We start from the raw sequence: 19,451 nt of genomic DNA, 5'->3' as shown, positions 1-19,451 counted from the left end.
AATAGGGAATTCCTGCGGAACATTTTCTTTCGGTATTATGTGCTTAAAGTTTCGCTTTGCAGCACCATTCCTTTGCTCATTATTTCTGCATTTCAATGTTCAAATCTGTGAATTGATTTAGGATTTGAATATTAACTATGTTTAGTATATCTGAAATCTTAATGTTTTTTTATTTAATTCAATATCTCTTTCAACTTCTCCACCATTCTATACACATCTTCAAATGTGTTGTATAATGGCACCGGAGCGCAGCGTATTACATCTGGTTCTCTCCAGTCGGTAATAATATGTGCTTCGGTTAATTTTGTATGTAAATTTTTGTCAGCATCTTTTACTTGAATGGATAGTTGGCAACCACGTTCTTTGGGATTAGAAGGTGTGATGATTTTGATTTTATTGTTATTCAGTTCGTTAATTAAAAACTCGAAATAACCAGTAAGTTTTTCTGCTTTTCTGCGGATGGCATCCATACCAACGTCGTTAAACATATCTAAAGATGCTTTTATAGCAGCCATGGATAAAATTGGCGGATTACTTAGTTGCCAGCCTTCTGCTCCCGGAATAACATCTAACGGTTGACGCATATTAAATCGGGTTGATTTATTATGGCTCCACCAACCAGCAAAACGTTTTAAATCTTTATTATGTGCATGTTTTTCATGGACAAAAACGCCACCTAAACTTCCTGGTCCAGAATTTAAATATTTATACGTACACCAAGCAGCGAAGTCTACACCAGAATCATGTAACTCGGGTTTTATGTTTCCTGCTCCATGTGCTAAATCGATACCTACCTTGCAGTTTTTTGCATGACCAAGTGCTGCTATTTTTTTTAAATCTAAGTATTGTCCGGTGTAATAGTTTACGCCTCCAATTAGTAATAACGCAATGTCATCCCCGTGTTCTTCAAGAATAGTTTCTAAATCTTCAATATTTAAAAGCTCTTCTCCAGGTCTTGGTTTCCATTCTATTACGCCTTCACTAGCATCAAAACCATGAAACTCTAATTGGGTTTGTACCGCATATCTATCACTTGGGAAGGCGTCACTTTCTATAACAATCTTGTATTTTGTTTTTGTTGGTTGGTAAAAACTTACCATTAATAGGTGCAAGTTGGTCGTTAAGGTATTCATTATAACAACTTCAATTGGTTTTGCTCCAACAATTTTCGCCATAGATTCTGTTAAGAATTCATGATAAGGCATCCAAGGATTTTTTGCTTCAAAATGACCTTCTACACCTAGATTTGCCCAATCTTCAAGCTCTTGATTAATATAATCTTTAGTAGCTTTTGGTTGCAAACCAAGTGAGTTTCCTGTAAAGTATAACCAATCGTTTCCTTGTTTGTCTTTTGGGATATGAAATTGAGTTCTGTACTGCGACAACGGATCGTTTTTATCTTCTTGCTTAGCGTAATCTAGACCTTGTTTGTAGTTGGACACGATGTGTGGTTTTTCGGGTTTACACAAAAATAAGAATTATTAATTTAGAAATGAAGCCCAATATTACTGCATAAAAAAGGGTTTCATAAAACTAGTTTATGAAACCCAACAAAGTTATAGTGTCGCGTAAAGCGGAATTATTTTATATACGTTTGTAACCTGTTATTTAGATGTTTACTTTTCTGTTTTTATAGAAATATCAGTAAAATAAAGGTTCCAGTTGCCTTCTGATTTTTTATGATCTTTAGCTATTTTAATACCATTAAAATCTTCGTAATTCTCAAAAGACGTTATCATTGATGGTGCTGCAGCATTTCCTTTTCTAAAAATCCATTCTTTGATCATGTAGTTGTCATCATAATAAAAATCGTAAGCATCACCAGGAGTATAGCCACCAGCATTACTATAAGCTAAGGTTAATTTGTTTAATGCAACTTTACTAATAGGTGCAATTTTGTTAACAGAATCAGTTATTTTGGTATCTGTATCCCAAACCAATTGGTAAGGTGCTAAAAGCCAATATTTGTCATTAATAAATCCTTGATCTGTTTGTATAGATAAGCTGTCTATTTTACCTCTATTATAATTAATGGTGTCTTGTCCAACAATTAAAGAAACTTCATTTTTTTTAGGTTTCCAAGACCAAGAGCGTTGAAAATGACTACTGTCTTTATCTACATTAAATGTAAAGTCAATTTGAGTTACTTTATCCCAGTTGCTAAGCCCATGTGCGTTTGCTATTTTATCAGCGGTAGTTAAGGTTGTAGTTTCTTTTGCTGTTTTTGTATCTGTTTTACACGAAAAACAAACCATTGTAATAAGTATAAGTAGTAATTTTTTCATCTTTTAGTTTTTTGCAAATATAAGGAAGCGTTTCTGTTTAAAATAGAAATATTACATTAGTGGTATAATTAATTAACAATGAAAATAAATTACTTCGAAATAAATAAAGCTACTTGGAATACAAAAGTTAAGGTGCACGCTACAAGTGAATTTTATAACATGGATGCTTTTAAAAAAGGAGAAACCTCTTTGAAGTCATACGAATTAGATGCTTTAGGTGATGTAAATGGGAAATCACTTTTACATTTACAATGTCATTTTGGACAGGACACATTAAGTTGGAGTAGGCTAGGAGCAAAGTGTGTAGGTGTGGATTTGAGTGATGTTGGTATCGCGTTAGCAAAACAGCTAAACCAAGAGCTGGATTTAGATGCAAACTTTATATGTTGTAATGTGTTAGATACCTCTAAGTATGTAAAAGCAACTTTTGATATTGTTTATACAAGTTATGGTGTTATTGGCTGGTTGCCTGATTTGAAAGCCTGGGGTCAAATGATTGCAGATCGTTTAAATGTTGGTGGGAGTTTTTATATGGTCGAGTTTCATCCAATAATTTGGATGTTTGATTATCTAAAAAGTAAGCCTGTAATAACTTATGGTTATATGCAAGACGATGCTATTTATGAAGAATACGAAGGAACATACGCTGATACAACTTCAAAAATGATTAGTAAAGAGTATGGTTGGAATCATGGTTTAAGCGAAGTAATAAATGCTTTGACTACTGCAGGATTACACATAGAATTTCTAAACGAACATAACGAAAGTCCGTATAATATTTTGCCAGATTTAGTCGAAACTGAATCTGGCAAATATGTTACAAAAGATAAATTGTATCCTTTAGTTTTTGAAATAAAAGCAACTAAACTTTAGTTTTTTATAATATATTTTGTGTCTACTTTTTTACCTTCTACATAAAATGAAAGTAAATACGAACCACTAGAATAGGTTGATAAATCTATTGATGACTGTCTATCGTTTATGTCTTTTGCTAATATCTCTTGACCAATTAAATTGTATAATTTAATATTGGAGATAGTAGTGTTAGACTTAAAATTGATAGTATTGTTAGCGGGGTTAGGGTAAACGCTAAACGCTAATTTATCAAATTCTGAGGTGCTTAAAGTACTTGTTGTGATTTCTATATTTTGTGTTGTAGAAAAATACTTTACAGGCGCATCCGTTAAAGATGTTGGTCCAAAAGAGTAGGTCACAACGTAGTTTCCGTTATCTGAAGCTGCTAAGTCAATTTCTCCTGTTGTTTGATCTATAACTAATCCTGCGCTACTAGTATAAATTCCATTAGCTACACCTGTTGTTAACGTTGGAGTAGGGTCGCTATCCGTTGTGCTATCATACAAGGTGTTGTCGTAGTTAAACCCTGTAAAATCATCATAATGTGCAGTAACATAATCTACCAATACAGAGGCGTAGTCTTGAGCAAAATAAAATAATGTTGGACTTTTTGTATCAGTTCTGTTATAGCTACCGCTACCCGCGTAAACAGATCCTAAATGGCGTACATCTCTGTTAACTTCTGTCATCATTCCGTCAACAGTTCCGCCACCACCGTTTAGTGTTCCTCCACCAGAAAGTGCAGTAGATGTGCTTGAGTCTCCAGATCCATGACGTACATTACTGTAATAATCTCCTGAAAAGTATGCAGATCCATTTGGGGTTGTGTCATCACAACCTCCAGAATTGTAATTACTTGGTACAGCTCTATAGCCTACTGTTCTTCCGCACTGTTGGTAAGTACCACTACTTGTTGTATTGTAAAAATCACCACCCGTTATTTGAAAAAGTTGGCCTAAACTTTGGCTACCTCTAACTAATTGGTCTAATGTTAAATTTTGTAGGTTATCGTTTTTTAAGTTTTCAATTGTAGAATATGCAATACTATTGCTTAATGTTCCATTATCTAAGGTAGAAGTTGATATGTTGTATCCAACATCAATTCTTTTTGGAGTATGACTTTGCCCATGTAAATCAATATAAAAGCCTTTTCCGTAATCGGTCATGACTTGCATTGCAGCAGTGTCTATAAAATCATGATATGCATTAAAATAAGGCACAGTTGCAGCGTTGTTACACGTCGCAACAGACTCAATTCTATTTGGGTCTAATTTAGAACGACTTAAATTATTGATTATAATGTGAGGATATCCTCCCATTAGTGCATAACATTGTTTTTGTATTTCACGAATTAAGATGTCCGTGTTGTTGTCTTCCTCGTTAGTACCGCAACCTGATCTAGTTGGTAAATCGCTGGCAACTAGTTTTCCGCCATGTGGTGCAGATATTACTATTGGTAAATTACCAGGGATGTATTCGATGTATTGTTTGCTGTTATCTAAATATTGTGGCGTTTCAGGGACAGCGTCAGGTACAGTTTGGGCTAAAGCCGAAAGATTAAGTAATACAACAATACTAAAAAGTAAAGATTTCTTCATAGGTATAATAGTGAAATAGAGTTAGTCAGTAAATATAATTGGCTTGTAAGCTATATAAATTACTGACTAACTATAGGTTTGTTTAATCGCTAAAATACAAAATTTGACCGATGAAGTGTTGATTTTTAATGTTTATCTTTTAATAGTTCAGGCATTTTAGCTTTAAATTTATTCAATCTTGGGATAGATACATTTTGAATATAAGGATTTTCTGGGTGCAGTTTTTCGTAATTTTGATGATAATCTTCACCTATCCAAAACTTTTGAAACGGGTATACTTCTGCAGCAATTGTAGCATTCAGTTTTTCGGCTAAAGCCTTTTTCTTCTGTGTTATTATTTTCTTTTGGTCGTCATTTTGAAAGAATAGTATAGAACGGTATTGACTTCCTCTGTCTGGACCTTGTCCATTGGCTTGAGTTGGGTTTTGAGATGCAAAATAAACATCTACTAATGTTTCAAAACTAACTATTTCAGGATTGTAAATTACTTCTACAGCTTCTGCATGACCTGTTCGTCCTGTATTGCTTTGCTCGTATGTTGGGTTTTTTGTAAAACCTCCAGCGTAACCGTTTATAACGTCATCTACTCCTTTTACACTTTCGTAAATAGCTTCTACGCACCAAAAACAGCCACTTGCAAAGTATGCTTTTGCCATACCGTCTTCTAAAGGTACGCTAACAGGTGTTGCTATTTTTAGAGCTTCTTGCTTTGGATTAGTCTGTGCTTGATTGTTGCAGCTAAACAGTATTGTTAATATTAGTAATGGGATTAATTTTTTCATTTTATTTTTCTTTTTTCAATTAGACGTTTAAAATACTCAAACCTAAATTTTAAATGTGATAAATATTTCTTAATTGTTTTAAATTTAGGGTATAAAAAAAGCCTTTACATTGTAAAGGCTTTTTTTATATGTTAGGAAATGTTTACGATAATTTTGAAAACAATTTTTCCATTTTAATTTTTTGTTCATCAGCTAAAGCTGCATCTACAAGTATACGTCCACTGTGCTCATCCGTAATAATTTTTTTACGTGCAGCAATTTCCATTTGTACTTGTGGTGGAATTGTAAAGTATGATCCTCCTGAAGCTCCTCTCTCGATTGGTACAACAGCTAAACCATTTTTTACGTTTACTCTAATACGGTTATAAGCTTTTACTAAACGCGCTTCGATTTTTTTCTTGTAATCGTCAGCTTTTTCAATAAGTGCTTTTTCTTCTTTTTCAGTTTCTTTTAAGATAGCATCTAATTCACTCTTCTTATGTTTTAAGTGAGTTTCACGTTGCTTGTTATGCTCTTTTGTTTTAGCAATAACATCTTTTTTCTGATCTATTTGAGCTTTAAACTCTCTGATATGCTTTTCAGCTAATTCAATTTCTAACTCTTGAAATTCAACTTCTTTAGTTAAAGAGTTAAATTCTCTGTTATTTCTAACATTTTTTTGTTGCTCAGAGTATTTTTTAATTAAAGCTTTAGCTTCTTCAATTAAGTTTTTCTTAGAAGTAATATCTGCATCAACAGAACTTAAACTATCTTCTAATTTTTCTAATCTAGTTTTTAATCCTGCAACTTCGTCTTCTAAATCGCTAACCTCTAGAGGTAATTCTCCACGAACGTTTCTTATTTCGTCAATTCTAGAGTCTATTAATTGTAGATCGTATAACGCTCTTAAACGTTCTTCTACTGTTGCTTCTTTTGTCTTTGCCATATATTAAAAATACTTAACAGGATTGGTATTTGTGTTTGATAAAATAAATGCAAAATTAGGAATTTTTTTCGTAAGTATTGCTACTAAACCAGATTTTGTGTATTGTTCGCTTTCATAATGACCTATATCTGCTAATAAAATAGCGTTTTCGGCTTGAAAAAAGTCGTGATATTTTAAATCTGATGTTACAAAAGCATCCGCTCCTGCTGCTTTGGCTGCATTTATTGCGAAACTTCCTGATCCTCCAAGAACTGCAACTTTTTTTACTGGTCTATCGGATAATTTTGAGTGTCTTATTAGAGAAATGTCCATTTTTTCTTTCAAATAATGTAAAAACTCAGTTTCTGTTTGTGTTGTTTTTAGCTCTGCAATCATGCCCATACCGATATTTTGGTTGGTGTTTTCTATAGTTGTAACCTCGTACGCCACTTCGTCGTAGCTATGTGTTTCAAATAGTGCTTTTAATACAGATTTCTCGACGTGTTTAGCGTAAGTAATGTTTAGTTGCGTTTCGGCTTCGCTATGATTTTTACCAATAACTCCAATTACAGGATTCGCTTTTTCTGTGGCATTGTAAGTTCCAATACCATTGACATTAAAACTGCAATTTTTATAGTTACCAATTTGTCCTGCGCCAGCGTTAAATAATGCTGTTCTTAATGTTTCAGCTTCAGCAACGGGAACATAAGTTGTTAGTTTTTTTATAGTTTGCTTTTGCGGAATTAAAATACGTTGATTTATCAAGTTTAATTGATTACACATCATGGCGTTTACACCATTGTTATCATTATCCAAAGCAGTATGTATGGCATAAATAGCTATGTTATTTTTTATAGCCTTTAGAACGGTGCGTTCCACATAGTTTTTTCCTGTTAAGCTTTTTAGTCCTTTAAATATTATTGGATGAAAGCTTAAAATAAAGTTACATTTTTTAGCAATAGCTTCATCTACAACCTCTTCTAAGGTATCCAAAGTGACAAGTACATTGGTTACTGTCGTGTTTTTATCGCCAACAAGAAGCCCTACATTGTCAAAATCTTCGGCATAGTTAAGTGGTGCTATTTCTTCAAGATGATTTATCAGGTCTTTAACTAACATACTTTTTTGTCTTTATTATTTAAAACAAATATAAAATATTTACTTTCGTTACTATTAATGTTGCTTGCATTTCATTTTTAAATTAAATGTAGCTGTTTTGTTTAATAGACTATACATTGTTTTAATGAAATTTTTACGTGTTATCTTATTACCCATTGTACCTATTTACTATGTTATAACTTGGTTTAGAAACCTAATGTTTGACAAAGGATATAAGGCGTCTAAAAGCTACGATTTACCTATTATTTGTGTTGGTAATTTAAGTACTGGAGGTACAGGAAAAACACCTATGGTGGAGTATTTAATCCGCTTGTTAAAGGGTAATACTAAGTTAGCAACGCTTAGCAGGGGATATGGTAGATCAAGTAAAGGCTTTGTATTAGGTAACGAGACGTCTGATGCTTTAAGTTTAGGGGACGAACCGTTTCAGTTTTACAACAAATTTAATAAAGATATTTTGGTGGCTGTTGATGGTAATAGGCAAGAAGGGATTGCTAAATTATTAGAGCAAAATCCCATGCCTGATGTTATTATTTTGGATGATGCTTTTCAGCATAGAAAAGTACAAGCAGGATTTAATGTGTTATTATCTACTTATGACAATTTATATACCGATGATTTTGTTTTACCAACGGGTAATTTAAGAGAGCCTAAAAGTGGGGCTAAACGCGCTAATATAGTTGTTGTTACTAAATGTCCTAGCGATTTAAGTGATCAGATTAAACAAGATATTATATCTAAAATTAAACCTCTAACACATCAAGAGGTGTTTTTTAGTGTAATTAGATATAGTGCCGATGTAATTTTAGGGGATAAAAAACCTGTTAGTCTAAAACAATTACCTGCATTTAAATTAGTTACTGGTATTGCTAATGCAACGCCATTAGTAGATTATTTAAATACCATTGGTTCAGAATTTGAACATATAGCTTTTAAAGACCATCATATTTTTAGTCGTGGTGAAATTGATGAGATGTCTAAATATGCCTGTATTGTTACAACGGAAAAAGATTATATGCGCTTAAAAAGCGAGCCATCTTTACAAGGTAAGTTGTATTATCTACCAATAGAAGTTCAAATTGATAGACCAGAGCAGTTTAATACGCTAATTAAAGACTTTGCAATTAATAACTAGGAAATCTTAAGCTTACTCTTTTTCAGTTAGCATTAATGCGTTAAATAGCTTCTTCTCAAACTCTTCTTGCTTAAATGGTTTTGGAATGATATCCGTGAAACCGGCTTCGTCAAATTCTTGCATTTTATCTTCTATAGTTACAGCGGTAAGTGCAAAAATAGTAAGCTCTTTATCAAACGATCTAATGATTTTAGTGGCTTCCATACCACTAATCCCTGGCATATGAATATCCATTAAGACAACATCATATTTTGTTGTTTTAACTTGTTCTACAGCGTCTTCACCATTATCCACAACATCACAATATAGTTTCATTTTATTAAGGATCTTTTTAGTAATCATTTGATTAATCTTATTATCCTCAACAACTAATATTTTAATATTACTTAATTCAATTTCATCGACTTCATTAAAGTAATTGGCTTTCTTTTCAACAATAACCTCATTACTCTTTTTCATAGGTATTTCAAAGAAGAAGGTTGTTCCTTTTCCTAACTCACTCTTCATATAGATCTTTCCTTTTAAAATATCTATTAATCCTTTTACAATAGAAAGACCAAGACCTGTACCACCATATTTTCTGTTAATTTGGATAGATCCTTGAGAAAAACTTTCAAACATATTTTGTTGTTTTTCTTCACTTATCCCAATACCATTATCTTCGACTTCATATCTAACTTCATAGTTATTGTCGTTTTGACTCTGCTTGATAATTCTAATCCAAATGTCTCCATCTTTGGTGAATTTAATAGAGTTTCCGATTAAGTTAATTAGTATTTGTGAGATTTTTAATTGGTCTGCATTAAAATTAGTTGGAAGCTCTCTATCGTATTCTAAATGTAATTTTATATTGTTGTCTAAAGCCGAATTGTTTAATGCTGAAATAACATTTTCTGCTTTCTTTTTTAAGTTGAACACTTCTGGTTCTATATCAACTTTATTAGCTTCAATTTTGTTAATCTGAAGGATGTCATTAATAAACGTCAATAAATAATCTCCTGAGAATTTTAACGATTTTAAGTGTTGTATTTGAGCAGGTTTCGGGTCTTCTTCCAATAGCATATTGGTTAATCCTGTTACGGCATATAAAGGCGTTCTAAGCTCGTGCGTTACTGTAGATAAGAAGTTAGCTTTAGTTTTTGTTGCTAATTCAGCTTTTTCCATTGCTATTGTTAATTCTGCATTTTTCTTGTGCAAAATGTTATTAGATTTTAATCTAATATTATTGTTTTTATATAGTGATAATGTCAGTAATGATAAAATAGTAATTAATGCAATACTTAAAATTGTAGTCAGTTTTTCTAACCATGTAGAACTCGCTTCTTTTTCTAAATCTGCTTCTTTTTCTAATTGGTATTCTATTGGGTTATTGTAAAGCTTGTCTAATCTTTTTTCTGGCGAAAGATAGCTGCGTTTTACTGCTAAGATAGAGTCGTTAAGGACTAAGTGTTTTTGTAAATAAGAATTAGCTTGTTTGTAGTCTTCTTTTTTAGTGTATAAATCACTTAAAGCTTTATATGCATTATTAACAATACCTCTGTGTTTTTCTTTTATAGCTAATGTTAGTCCTTGATTTATTGTGTTTTCAGCGTCCGTTAAGTCTCCTAACTCAGCTTTTGTTTTACCAAGATTAAGATAAATACTACTTAATATTTTATTGTTTTGGTAACGTTTTGCTAAGCTTATAGCTTCTTCATATTGCTCTATAGCATTATCAAATTGCTTTAGATTGTAGTAAGCGTCACCTTTATACATTTTGGTTTCTGCTATATAATCATATAGATTTTCTTGTTCAAAAGCACCTTGAGCAGAATTGTAATAATCTAAAGCTCTACTATATTCATTACGACTCATAAAAACATTACCTATTGTTTTATAAGTTTCAGCTATATTAAGGTTGTCTTCAGCAAAGCGTTGTTTTTCTACAGCTTTAAATAGTGTTTTTAAAGCTTCAACAGGCTCTTCTGATATAAATTGAATTTTACCTATTTTAGAATAGATTAATCCAATGCTCCTGTGGTCTTTTATTTGATAGGCTAGGTCAAGCGCTTGATCTAAGTCGCTTTGAGCTTTGTAGAATTCGTTATTGTCTATGTTTTTTTGAGCAATACTAATGTTGTAATTAATAGTGCTTTGTATAACCTCTTCTTCTTTTTGGGTAATATCTTGTGCTTGCAGATTTAGTCCTGCAAAAAAGAAGATAATGAAAGCGAAAGTTTTAATTATTTGGGATTTCATTTATTTCAATTATGAAAACAAATATAAATATTTATCCGACAAAAGTTATTTTTTTGCCGACAAATTGAATATCAAGTCTATAATTCGACTAGAATATCCTGTTTCGTTATCGTACCAACCAATTATCTTGACCATATTGCCAATAACAGAAGTCATTTGCGAATCAAAAATACATGAGTGCGGATTTCCTACAATGTCAATAGATACAATGGGATCTTCAGTATATTCTAATATGCCTTTATATTTTTGTTCCGAAGCCTTTTTAAAAGCATCATTTATCATAGGTATAGTAACCGCTTTTTTGACATTAAAAGTAATGTCTGTAAGTGATCCGTTAGCAACAGGTACTCTAATTCCGCAACCACCAATAACATCTGATAGTTCTGGGAATATTTTAGTTAATGCTTTTGCGGCACCAGTTGTGGTAGGTACAATACTTTGTCCTGCAGCTCTGGCACGTCTTAAATCGCGGTGCGGTTGATCATGTAAGCTTTGATCTGTGGTGTAAGAGTGTATTGTTGTTATGTAAGCTTGGTTAATGCCGCAAAGCTCATTAATGACATCAATCATTGGTGCGGCATTGTTTGTGGTACATGACGCATTGGATATTATAGTTTCCGTACCGTCCAATTCTGTTTGATTTACACCTAACACAATTGTTTTTATGTCATCTTCCGTTGCCGGAACACTTAGGATAACACGTTTTGCACCATTATTAATATGATGTTGTAAATCTGCAGTGGTTTTAAATTTTCCAGTAGATTCTATAACAAAATCAGGAGCAAAAGGTGCCCAATTAATATATTCAGGATGTTTTTGATTTAAAAGCGGAACGCTAACACCGTCAACAACTATATCTGTTTCTGTTGATTTAATTACAGCAGGAAATACACCATGAATACTGTCGTATTTTAGTAAATGGCTAAGTGTTTTAGCATCAGCTAAATCATTAATAGCAACAATTTTAATGTTTTTATTATTATGAAGTAATCTAAAAACACGTCGTCCTATGCGTCCAAAACCATTAATGGCAACAGTAATCATATTAATTAATGTGTTTTTGAGCTTTGTAAGAAGAGCGTACTAAAGCACTACTTTCGACATGTCTAAATCCTAATTTTAGACCAATTTCTTCATATTCTTTAAACTCATCAGGTAGGATAAAACGCTTCACTGGTAAGTGTTTTTTACTTGGTTGTAAGTATTGGCCAATAGTAACAACATCTACATCGTTATCACGCAAGTCATGCAGTGTTTGTATCACTTCTTCGCGCTCTTCTCCAAGACCTAGCATTATACCAGATTTTGTTCTACGTTGTCCTTGTTGTTTTAAGTATTTTAAAACACCTAAACTTTTTTCGTATTTAGCTTGTATACGGACTTCTCTTGTTAGTCTTTTTACAGTTTCGATATTGTGAGAAACAACTTCTGGAGCTACATCAATAATTCTATCAATATGCATCTCTACACCTTGAAAATCCGGAATCAAAGTTTCAAGTGTTGTTTCAGGGTTCATTCTTCGGACAGCCTTTACAGTTTCTGCCCACATAATACTTCCCATATCTTTTAAATCATCTCTATCCACACTTGTTAAAACAGCGTGTTTAATACCCATGATTTTTATAGATCGTGCTACTTTTTCTGGCTCGTCCCAATCCACATCTTCTGGACGTCCTGTTTTAACACCGCAAAAGCCACAAGATCGTGTACATACATTACCTAAAATCATAAATGTAGCAGTCCCTTCTCCCCAACATTCTCCCATGTTTGGACAGCTTCCTGACGCACAAATTGTATTTAGGTTGTATTTATCTACTAGACCTCTTAATTCCGTGTATTTTTTACCCGTAGGTAATTTTACGCGTAACCATTTTGGTTTAGGTTGTCTTTTTGGTAAAATATTAGATGCAGTTTCTGTGTTCATAATTGCAGTTTTCTATACGCAAAGATACGAAGTATTTTGTTTAAAATTTAAGTAGAAGTCTTAAAGTCAATACGCGTTAGACTTACTTTTTTTGAATAATTTCTGCTAACAATTTTTTAGCACGAAGTAATTTAACTTTAATATTATTTATAGGTTCTTTTAATTCTTCCGAAATTTCTTTATAACTTAATTCTTGGAAGTATCTAAGATTTATAACTGCTTGATAATGCGGTTTTAATTTTTTAATATCGCGTAATAATTTGGCTAAGTTTTGTTCTGTAATAAGTTTGTCTTCAACAGATGGAGACTCATCTGCCACTAAATAAACTTCGTTTTCTTCTGTTTGAGACAGGGCTTGTTTAATACTGTTTTTTTCCTTTCTTATAATATCAATGTGAATATTTTTAGAAATAGTAATCAACCAAGTGTTAAAAGCGTAAGTATTGTCGTAGGATTCAATTTTATCAAAAGCTTTAGAGAACGTTTGAATGGTGATGTCTTCTGCATCATTTTCATTCTGAATACGTTTTAACTGAAACCCGTAAACTTTATCCCAATAATTATGTAGTAGATAGTTAAACGCTTTTTGGTCGTTTTTTTTAGCTCTTATTATTGCTTCGTCTATTTCCAATAATTTGGTTTTGATATTTTGTTTGTTATAAAGATACTAAATTGAAGTATAATCAGGGTTATTTCTAAAAAAGGTAATAATAGAATTGTGTCTAATTCGTTTAGTTTTTTTGCTGAAAATCCTAAGGATAAATATTGCGTTATAAATCTAATTATAATAAGTCCTGCTACAAAAGGCCATAAGTAAGTTGTAATGGCTAACGAAATTCCTAATGTCCAAAATAAAACCTGCGTTATATAAAAAAGTGCTAATAAAAATTGATGCTTAACTTTATAGTGTTTGGCAGTAGATACGTGTCTTCGTTTCTGTTTAAACCAATCTTTTAAACTCATTTTAGGAATAGAGGTTGTAAAACTTTCCCGGGTTGTACTTATACTTGTGTTTTTAGAGTTAGCAACTTCATTTATAAATAAATCGTCATCACCAGATCTAATTTTCATATGTTTAATAAATCCGTTAGATTTAAAAAACTCGTCGCGGTGATACGCTAAGTTTCTTCCAACACCCATGTATGGGATCCCAATTTTGGCAAACGAAAAATACTGTGTTGCTGTTATTAGGGTTTCAAATCGGATGATTTTATTTAATAAAGAGTTTTTAATTTTATCATAGGCACCATAACCTAAGACAATTGTGCTTTGATCTGAGAAGTTTGCACTCATCTGTGTTATCCATTGATTGGATAACGGTTTGCAATCTGCGTCTGTGAATAATAAGTGGTCGTATTTAGCAGCTTTAATACCTAAAGACAGGGCGTATTTTTTATTTCCCCAGAAAGCTTCTATATTTTTAACATTGACAATCTTTATGTTATCGTGTCTAGATTTAAAATCTTCAAAAATATCAAGCGTATCATCATGAGACGAGTCGTTAATTAATACAACTTCAAAAAAAGGATAATCTTGCTCTAAAATAGTAGGGAGAAAATTTTTAATGTTTTCAGCTTCGTTTTTAGCGCAAATAATGACGGAAACAGGAGTGCTTTTGACAGGTTTAGAATCGCTTTTAGAAAAAGCAAAACTACCAAAAAGTACGGCGTAATATAATACTTGAATAACCACTACAGTTACAAAACTGTAGAATAACACCTCAAGTATTAGCATGCTTTATGAGTGTTGAGTGTCGGTACAATTCTCAAATTGATCTGGCGTTTTTCCGCAAAACCCACAAGATTCTCCTTCTGTATTTAACATAGGATTTTGACTTGCACAAGTACCTGCAAATTTACCGTCTTTTTTAGCCCAAATTTTAATTGCAATTCCTGCAAAACCTAAACCTAATAGGCCTATAGTAAGTAATAAAAGTTTCAAAATAGTTGCTTTTTTAGAGGTACAAAGATACGATTTTTTAGAAAAACAAGACCACTTTTAACGTTTCAATAGTCTTTGTCACATTATTTTGAACATTAAAATCAGTTTTTTAACGAAAATCTCATTTAGATGGATGTAAAGTGTCTGAATTCTTATTTTTTTTATAATTTACTGCTCTAACTTTTTAACAATTTAAATTATGAAAAAATTATTTGCAGAATTTTTTGGAACCTTTTGGTTGGTCTTTGGAGGATGTGGTAGTGCTATTTTTGCTGCTGGCTTCCCTGAATTAGGTATTGGGTTTGTAGGTGTGGCTTTGGCGTTTGGTTTAACAGTTTTAACCATGGCTTATGCTGTTGGTCATGTTTCTGGAGCGCATTTTAACCCTGCAGTGTCCATAGGGCTTTGGGCTGGAGGAAAGTTTCCTGCTAAAGAATTACCAGGTTATATAATTGCTCAATTAGTTGGTGCAATAGTGGCAGCAGTTGCATTAATGTATATTGTATCTGGTAAAGCTGGTTTTACAGATGTGGGTGGTTTTGCAGCTAATGGTTATGGAGATTTGTCCCCAGACGGGTATTCTATGATGTCTGCTTTGGTTGCAGAGTTTTTATTAACCATGTTTTTTCTTTTAATTATATTGGGTAGTACATATCCTAAAGCGCCTAAAGGTTTTGCAGGTATTGCAATTGGATTAGCGTTAACATTAATACATTTAATTAGTATTCCAATTACAAATACATCTGTTAATCCTGCTAGATCTACAAGTCAAGCATTATTTGCAGAAGGTGGAGATTACCTTGGACAACTATGGTTGTTTTGGTTAGCGCCGATTGCAGGAGCAATTGTTGCGGGATTGATACACAAAGCCTTTTTTAGTAAAGACTAACTTATTTTAGTTTAAACAAAAAAGCCTCACTTAATAAGTGAGGCTTTTTTTATGCTGTTATGCGTTGTCTTTAATCGTTAAGCTTTAAAGATATTTCGGCAACGGGGGTGTCGTTTGATCTTACCTGACTACCGCCTTTAGGTTCTATAGAGATACTTAGACCTAAAGCATCTTCCGTATAAGGGATTTCTTGAAGACGTCTGTCAGCTTGGCTTAAAACACCTAAGTTAACCATCTTATCCTGTAGTTCTGCCCAAATTTGATATACTTTATTGTCCGGTAATTGAGGTAATGATACTACATCAATCATTGATTTTTTTTCTTCAGGATTAATGTAAGCTACTGTTTTTAAATTTTTAGCTCTTGTATTTCCTTTTAGGACATATTTTTCTGTTTCAGGATTGTTTAATTGCTTAAACTGCTCTAATAATTGTGTTAATGTGCTGTTGTTGTTTGCAATGTCACTTCTTAGATCAAATATTTCGTCTGCAATTGTCTGATTTTCGCTTGATAATTGCTTGTTTTGGTTATAAAGATACACAGAGCTTACACCTAGCATTAGAGCTGTAAGACTAGCAGCAATAGCTAAACTGTACCATTTTCTTGTGCGTTTAGGTTTTAATGCAATTAAGGGCTTGTCATCTAATGCATCTAACACATTACTTAAAACTAACTTAGGTGCTTTAACGGCATTTAATTGCGAGCTAAATTCTAATTTATCCTGTAGTGTATTGTATGCTTTTTTTACTTCTGGAAATTCAGAAATATAATGCTCAACCTCTAAGGTTTCAGAAGCATTAGTTTGACCTATTAAATAGTTGTTTAATAAGTCAGAGTTTAAAAATGTAATTATTTTGTCATTCATCACTTTACAATTAAGGGTTGTAAATTTTCTTCAATTCACGTAACGCAATTTTTAATCTTGATTTTATAGTACCTAAAGGTATTTCCAATTCTTCGCTCGCTTCTTGTTGCGTCATTCCTTCAAAAAAGAGCGCGTTAACAACAACCTGATACTTTAAATCTAGAGTGTTTAAATGCTTTTTAATATCTAAAACATCCTCGTTTAAACTATTAGTTGTCAGTTTATATACGTTGGAATCTTCTATTTGGACTTCTTTTTTAGATTTATTATTTACGGATCTAATTTTATCTATAGCAGAGTTGTAAGCAATACGATATAACCAAGTAAATAATTTAGCTTTATCAGGATTGTAGCTTTTTCCTTTTTTCCAAACCTTTATAAGTGTTTCTTGAAGTACGTCTTGTGCTAAATCGTCATCAGAGATTACTTTCTTAATAACACCAAATAGGGCATCAGCATAGTTTTCATACAACAAGTTTATGGCTTGTTTATCACCATTTTTAAGGTGAGCTATAATATGTTCTTCTAATGAAAAATTCAAGCTTAGTAATTAAGGGTTGTTAGTTTAATTATTTTGAATTGAAGGTGTTGTGTGTCATTAAAAAATATTGACTTCGGCTTCAATAGAAATATTAAAGATACGATAAATAGTATTTTGTATCAATTTTGAGAGCTTTAATATGTCATCTCCTTTAGCATCACTATAGTTAACTAAGACTAACGCTTGTTTTTTATGAACCCCATAATTGCCAAATGTTTTGCCTTTAAAGCCCGCAGTTTCGATTAACCAACCGGCAGGAACTTTAACTTCTGTATCAGAAATTGTATAATGCGGTGCATTTGGAAAGTTTTCTTGAAGTTTAGAAAAAGCAGTGTTTGAAATGACTGGATTTTTAAAAAAACTACCAGAATTACCAATCTCTTTAGGGTTAGGTAGTTTGCTTTCGCGAATAGCAATAACAGCATTAGACACCTCTTGTATTGTGGGCTGCGTAATATTGTTTTGTTCTAATTGGGCTGTGATAGCGCCGTAATTAGTATGTAAAGTGTGGTTTTTAACACTAAGTTTAAAAACCACACTTGTTATAATATAGTGTCCTTTTGCTTCTTGTTTAAAAATAGAGTTACGGTATCCAAATTTACAGTCTGTATTACTAAATTCTTCTAACTCTAAAGTTTCTAGATTTAGTGCGGAGCAAGCGTAAAAGTTGTCTTTTAACTCAATACCATAAGCGCCTATATTTTGTATAGGACTTGTGCCAACATTACCCGGGATTAAGGATAGGTTTTCTAATCCTCCAAAATCTTGATTTAAAGTCCATAATACAAACTCGTGCCAGTTTTCGCCAGCTTGAGATTCGATAAAAACTTCAGTCTCTGTTTTTGAGATAATAGTTTTACCTTTTAGATCTAGATGTATTACAAGCTTATCCACATCTTTGGTTAGTAGCATATTGCTACCACCACCAAGGATAAAGGTGTCTTCAATTTTGTTAGTAGAAAATACAGCTTTTAAATCGGCTATGTTTTTAACGGAAACAAATTGCTTTGCATTAACATCAATACCAAAAGTATTGTATGGTTTTAGGGATATGTTGTTTAAAATTTGCACTAATCTTTGTATACTTTAAGAGCTTCTTTTAAAATATTTACTGCTTTTTTTAAGCTTTCAGTATTTAACACATAAGCAATTCTGATTTGATTTAAACCTACGCCTGGCGTACTATAAAAACCTGCAGCAGGAGCAACCATAACAGTTTCGCCATCTACATCAAAATCTTCTAAAAGCCATTGCGCAAAAACATCACTATTTTTTACAGGCAATTGTGCTATACAGTAAAAAGCACCTTTAGGGTTAGCAACTTGCACACCTTCAATCTTATTTAATTCTTCAATTAAAACGTTTCTTCTTTCTACATATTCTTCAATAACATCATCAAAATAACTTTGTGGTGTTTCTAAAGCGGCTTCACTAGCAATTTGTGCTAATGTAGGAGGACTTAAACGTGCTTGTGCAAATTTTAAAGCAGTTGCAATTACGTCTTTGTTTTTAGAGACTAAACATCCAATACGTGCGCCACACATACTGTAACGTTTAGAAACAGAATCTATGACAATAGCATTGTCGTCTAATCCATCAACTTGCAAGATAGAGTAGTGCGTTGCACCATCATAAGCAAACTCACGATATACCTCGTCAGCAATTAAAAATAAATCATGTTTTTTAACAATTGCAGCTAGTTTTTCTATTTCCTCTTTAGAGTATAAATAACCTGTAGGGTTCCCTGGGTTACAAATTAAGATAGCTTTAGTCTTAGGTGTAATTAATTTTTCAAACTCTTCAATTGGAGGTAAAGCAAAATTGTCTTCAATTTTAGAAATTACAGGAACAACCTTTACGCCAGAAGCAGTAGAAAATCCATTGTAGTTAGCATAAAATGGTTCTGGTATAATAACCTCGTCATCTACATCCATAATACTTCCAAAAGCAAAAAGCAAGGCTTCACTACCACCAGTAGTTACAATAATGTCATCGTGTTTTACGTGGATGTCATTATTTTTGTAGTAGTTGGCTATTTTTGTACGGTATTGTTCTGATCCTTCAGATCTTGAATAAGACAACACCTCTATATCAGCATCTTTTACAGCTTGCATTGCTATAGTTGGTGTTTTAATATCTGGTTGACCTATGTTTAGGTAGTAGATACTTTTACCGGCTTTTGCAGCTTTTTCTGCAAATGGCACTAATTTTCTTATTGGTGACTGTGGCATGGATAGCCCTTTGTTAGAAATTTTTGGCATTACAAATTATTTAGATTACAAATTTGCGAAAATAATTGATAAGTTTCCTAATAAAAAAGGTCTTTTAAAAAAGCGATATTGTTAAACTTTTTTTTACCTGGAAAAACAATTAGT

The 19,451-nt window shown here is 32.5% G+C and carries 19 protein-coding genes; 3 read left to right on the top strand and 16 right to left on the bottom strand.

Translation table 11 applies throughout. The features are described from left to right. Positions 1–173 precede the first annotated feature (173 nt). Positions 174–1,442, bottom strand: a complete 1,269-nt coding sequence (kynU, locus tag ACZ2G2_RS02340) for a kynureninase (RefSeq protein WP_470393787.1) — start codon at positions 1,440–1,442, stop codon at positions 174–176. A 174-nt stretch (positions 1,443–1,616) separates the two neighbouring features. Beyond that, positions 1,617–2,285: a hypothetical protein gene (locus tag ACZ2G2_RS02335; protein ID WP_470393785.1), complete on the bottom strand. Its 669-nt coding sequence runs from the start codon at positions 2,283–2,285 to the stop codon at positions 1,617–1,619. A gap of 78 nt (positions 2,286–2,363) precedes the next feature. Between ACZ2G2_RS02335 and ACZ2G2_RS02330 the strand changes: the two genes are divergently transcribed. After that, positions 2,364–3,158, top strand: coding sequence for a class I SAM-dependent methyltransferase (locus ACZ2G2_RS02330; protein WP_470393784.1), 795 nt, complete (start codon positions 2,364–2,366; stop codon positions 3,156–3,158). Here the strand turns inward: ACZ2G2_RS02330 and ACZ2G2_RS02325 are convergent. The 4 genes from ACZ2G2_RS02325 to ACZ2G2_RS02310 form a co-directional block, all read right to left on the bottom strand. Further along, positions 3,155–4,738 carry a T9SS type A sorting domain-containing protein gene (locus tag ACZ2G2_RS02325; RefSeq protein WP_470393783.1) on the bottom strand — a complete coding sequence of 528 codons (1,584 nt, stop codon included), beginning with the start codon at positions 4,736–4,738 and terminating at the stop codon, positions 3,155–3,157. The two genes, ACZ2G2_RS02330 and ACZ2G2_RS02325, sit on opposite strands and share 4 nt — an antisense overlap. Before the next feature lie 125 nt (positions 4,739–4,863). After that, positions 4,864–5,520 carry a peptide-methionine (S)-S-oxide reductase MsrA gene (msrA, locus tag ACZ2G2_RS02320; protein ID WP_470393782.1) on the bottom strand — a complete coding sequence of 219 codons (657 nt, stop codon included), beginning with the start codon at positions 5,518–5,520 and terminating at the stop codon, positions 4,864–4,866. Positions 5,521–5,662: 142 nt separating this feature from the next. Further along, the gene (locus ACZ2G2_RS02315; protein ID WP_090837522.1) at positions 5,663–6,445 is read right to left on the bottom strand and encodes a zinc ribbon domain-containing protein; all 783 of its coding nucleotides are present in this window, start codon (positions 6,443–6,445) and stop codon (positions 5,663–5,665) included. 3 nt (positions 6,446–6,448) lie between these two features. After that, on the bottom strand, positions 6,449–7,543 hold the full coding sequence (locus ACZ2G2_RS02310; RefSeq protein WP_470393781.1) for a Nif3-like dinuclear metal center hexameric protein: 1,095 nt from the start codon (positions 7,541–7,543) through the stop codon (positions 6,449–6,451). 124 nt (positions 7,544–7,667) lie between these two features. Between ACZ2G2_RS02310 and lpxK the strand changes: the two genes are divergently transcribed. Further along, positions 7,668–8,678, top strand: coding sequence for a tetraacyldisaccharide 4'-kinase (lpxK, locus tag ACZ2G2_RS02305; RefSeq protein ID WP_470393780.1), 1,011 nt, complete (start codon positions 7,668–7,670; stop codon positions 8,676–8,678). A 12-nt stretch (positions 8,679–8,690) separates the two neighbouring features. On the opposite strand, the gene ACZ2G2_RS02300 is transcribed toward lpxK, so the two are convergent. The 6 genes from ACZ2G2_RS02300 to ACZ2G2_RS02275 form a co-directional block, all read right to left on the bottom strand. Then, the gene (locus tag ACZ2G2_RS02300; RefSeq protein ID WP_101203909.1) at positions 8,691–10,916 is read right to left on the bottom strand and encodes a tetratricopeptide repeat-containing hybrid sensor histidine kinase/response regulator; all 2,226 of its coding nucleotides are present in this window, start codon (positions 10,914–10,916) and stop codon (positions 8,691–8,693) included. Between the two features lie 45 nt (positions 10,917–10,961). Next, a complete protein-coding gene (gap, locus tag ACZ2G2_RS02295) occupies positions 10,962–11,960 on the bottom strand; it encodes a type I glyceraldehyde-3-phosphate dehydrogenase (RefSeq protein WP_470393779.1) in 999 nt (332 codons plus the stop codon). A gap of 1 nt (position 11,961) precedes the next feature. Beyond that, a complete protein-coding gene (lipA, locus tag ACZ2G2_RS02290) occupies positions 11,962–12,840 on the bottom strand; it encodes a lipoyl synthase (RefSeq protein WP_090837513.1) in 879 nt (292 codons plus the stop codon). A gap of 82 nt (positions 12,841–12,922) precedes the next feature. After that, on the bottom strand, positions 12,923–13,471 hold the full coding sequence (locus ACZ2G2_RS02285) for an RNA polymerase sigma factor (RefSeq protein WP_090837512.1): 549 nt from the start codon (positions 13,469–13,471) through the stop codon (positions 12,923–12,925). After that, positions 13,462–14,574, bottom strand: a complete 1,113-nt coding sequence (locus ACZ2G2_RS02280; protein ID WP_470393778.1) for a glycosyltransferase — start codon at positions 14,572–14,574, stop codon at positions 13,462–13,464. The genes ACZ2G2_RS02285 and ACZ2G2_RS02280 overlap by 10 nt, the downstream gene beginning before the upstream one ends. Positions 14,575–14,577: 3 nt before the next feature. Further along, a complete protein-coding gene (locus ACZ2G2_RS02275; RefSeq protein WP_090837510.1) occupies positions 14,578–14,781 on the bottom strand; it encodes a membrane or secreted protein in 204 nt (67 codons plus the stop codon). A gap of 199 nt (positions 14,782–14,980) precedes the next feature. On the opposite strand from ACZ2G2_RS02275, the gene aqpZ reads away from it, so the two are divergent. Further along, positions 14,981–15,670, top strand: coding sequence for an aquaporin Z (aqpZ, locus tag ACZ2G2_RS02270; RefSeq protein WP_470393777.1), 690 nt, complete (start codon positions 14,981–14,983; stop codon positions 15,668–15,670). Positions 15,671–15,740: 70 nt separating this feature from the next. On the opposite strand, the gene ACZ2G2_RS02265 is transcribed toward aqpZ, so the two are convergent. From ACZ2G2_RS02265 to ACZ2G2_RS02250, 4 genes are read right to left on the bottom strand one after another with little or no spacing between them, the layout of a single operon-like run. Continuing rightward, positions 15,741–16,535, bottom strand: coding sequence for an anti-sigma factor (locus ACZ2G2_RS02265; protein ID WP_470393776.1), 795 nt, complete (start codon positions 16,533–16,535; stop codon positions 15,741–15,743). A gap of 10 nt (positions 16,536–16,545) precedes the next feature. Next, positions 16,546–17,076 carry an RNA polymerase sigma factor gene (locus tag ACZ2G2_RS02260; protein WP_090837505.1) on the bottom strand — a complete coding sequence of 177 codons (531 nt, stop codon included), beginning with the start codon at positions 17,074–17,076 and terminating at the stop codon, positions 16,546–16,548. 57 nt (positions 17,077–17,133) lie between these two features. Continuing rightward, the gene (murB, locus tag ACZ2G2_RS02255) at positions 17,134–18,147 is read right to left on the bottom strand and encodes a UDP-N-acetylmuramate dehydrogenase (protein WP_470393775.1); all 1,014 of its coding nucleotides are present in this window, start codon (positions 18,145–18,147) and stop codon (positions 17,134–17,136) included. Next, the gene (locus tag ACZ2G2_RS02250) at positions 18,147–19,337 is read right to left on the bottom strand and encodes a pyridoxal phosphate-dependent aminotransferase (RefSeq protein ID WP_281846956.1); all 1,191 of its coding nucleotides are present in this window, start codon (positions 19,335–19,337) and stop codon (positions 18,147–18,149) included. The genes murB and ACZ2G2_RS02250 overlap by 1 nt, the downstream gene beginning before the upstream one ends. Between the last annotated feature and the right edge of the window lie 114 nt (positions 19,338–19,451).

This window comes from Olleya sp. KKT75 (assembly GCF_055635485.1).
This window is presented reverse-complemented; position numbering and strand designations above follow the sequence as displayed.

Coding starts and splice junctions, on each gene's coding strand:
- ACZ2G2_RS02335 (WP_470393785.1), bottom strand. CDS start 2,285: ATGAAAAAATTACTACTTATACTTATTACAATGGTTTGTTTTTCGTGT.
- ACZ2G2_RS02330 (WP_470393784.1), top strand. CDS start 2,364: ATGAAAATAAATTACTTCGAAATAAATAAAGCTACTTGGAATACAAAA.
- ACZ2G2_RS02325 (WP_470393783.1), bottom strand. CDS start 4,738: ATGAAGAAATCTTTACTTTTTAGTATTGTTGTATTACTTAATCTTTCG.
- msrA (WP_470393782.1), bottom strand. CDS start 5,520: ATGAAAAAATTAATCCCATTACTAATATTAACAATACTGTTTAGCTGC.
- ACZ2G2_RS02315 (WP_090837522.1), bottom strand. CDS start 6,445: ATGGCAAAGACAAAAGAAGCAACAGTAGAAGAACGTTTAAGAGCGTTA.
- ACZ2G2_RS02310 (WP_470393781.1), bottom strand. CDS start 7,543: ATGTTAGTTAAAGACCTGATAAATCATCTTGAAGAAATAGCACCACTT.
- lpxK (WP_470393780.1), top strand. CDS start 7,668: ATGAAATTTTTACGTGTTATCTTATTACCCATTGTACCTATTTACTAT.
- ACZ2G2_RS02300 (WP_101203909.1), bottom strand. CDS start 10,916: ATGAAATCCCAAATAATTAAAACTTTCGCTTTCATTATCTTCTTTTTT.
- gap (WP_470393779.1), bottom strand. CDS start 11,960: ATGATTACTGTTGCCATTAATGGTTTTGGACGCATAGGACGACGTGTT.
- lipA (WP_090837513.1), bottom strand. CDS start 12,840: ATGAACACAGAAACTGCATCTAATATTTTACCAAAAAGACAACCTAAA.
- ACZ2G2_RS02280 (WP_470393778.1), bottom strand. CDS start 14,574: ATGCTAATACTTGAGGTGTTATTCTACAGTTTTGTAACTGTAGTGGTT.
- aqpZ (WP_470393777.1), top strand. CDS start 14,981: ATGAAAAAATTATTTGCAGAATTTTTTGGAACCTTTTGGTTGGTCTTT.
- ACZ2G2_RS02265 (WP_470393776.1), bottom strand. CDS start 16,535: ATGAATGACAAAATAATTACATTTTTAAACTCTGACTTATTAAACAAC.
- ACZ2G2_RS02250 (WP_281846956.1), bottom strand. CDS start 19,337: ATGCCAAAAATTTCTAACAAAGGGCTATCCATGCCACAGTCACCAATA.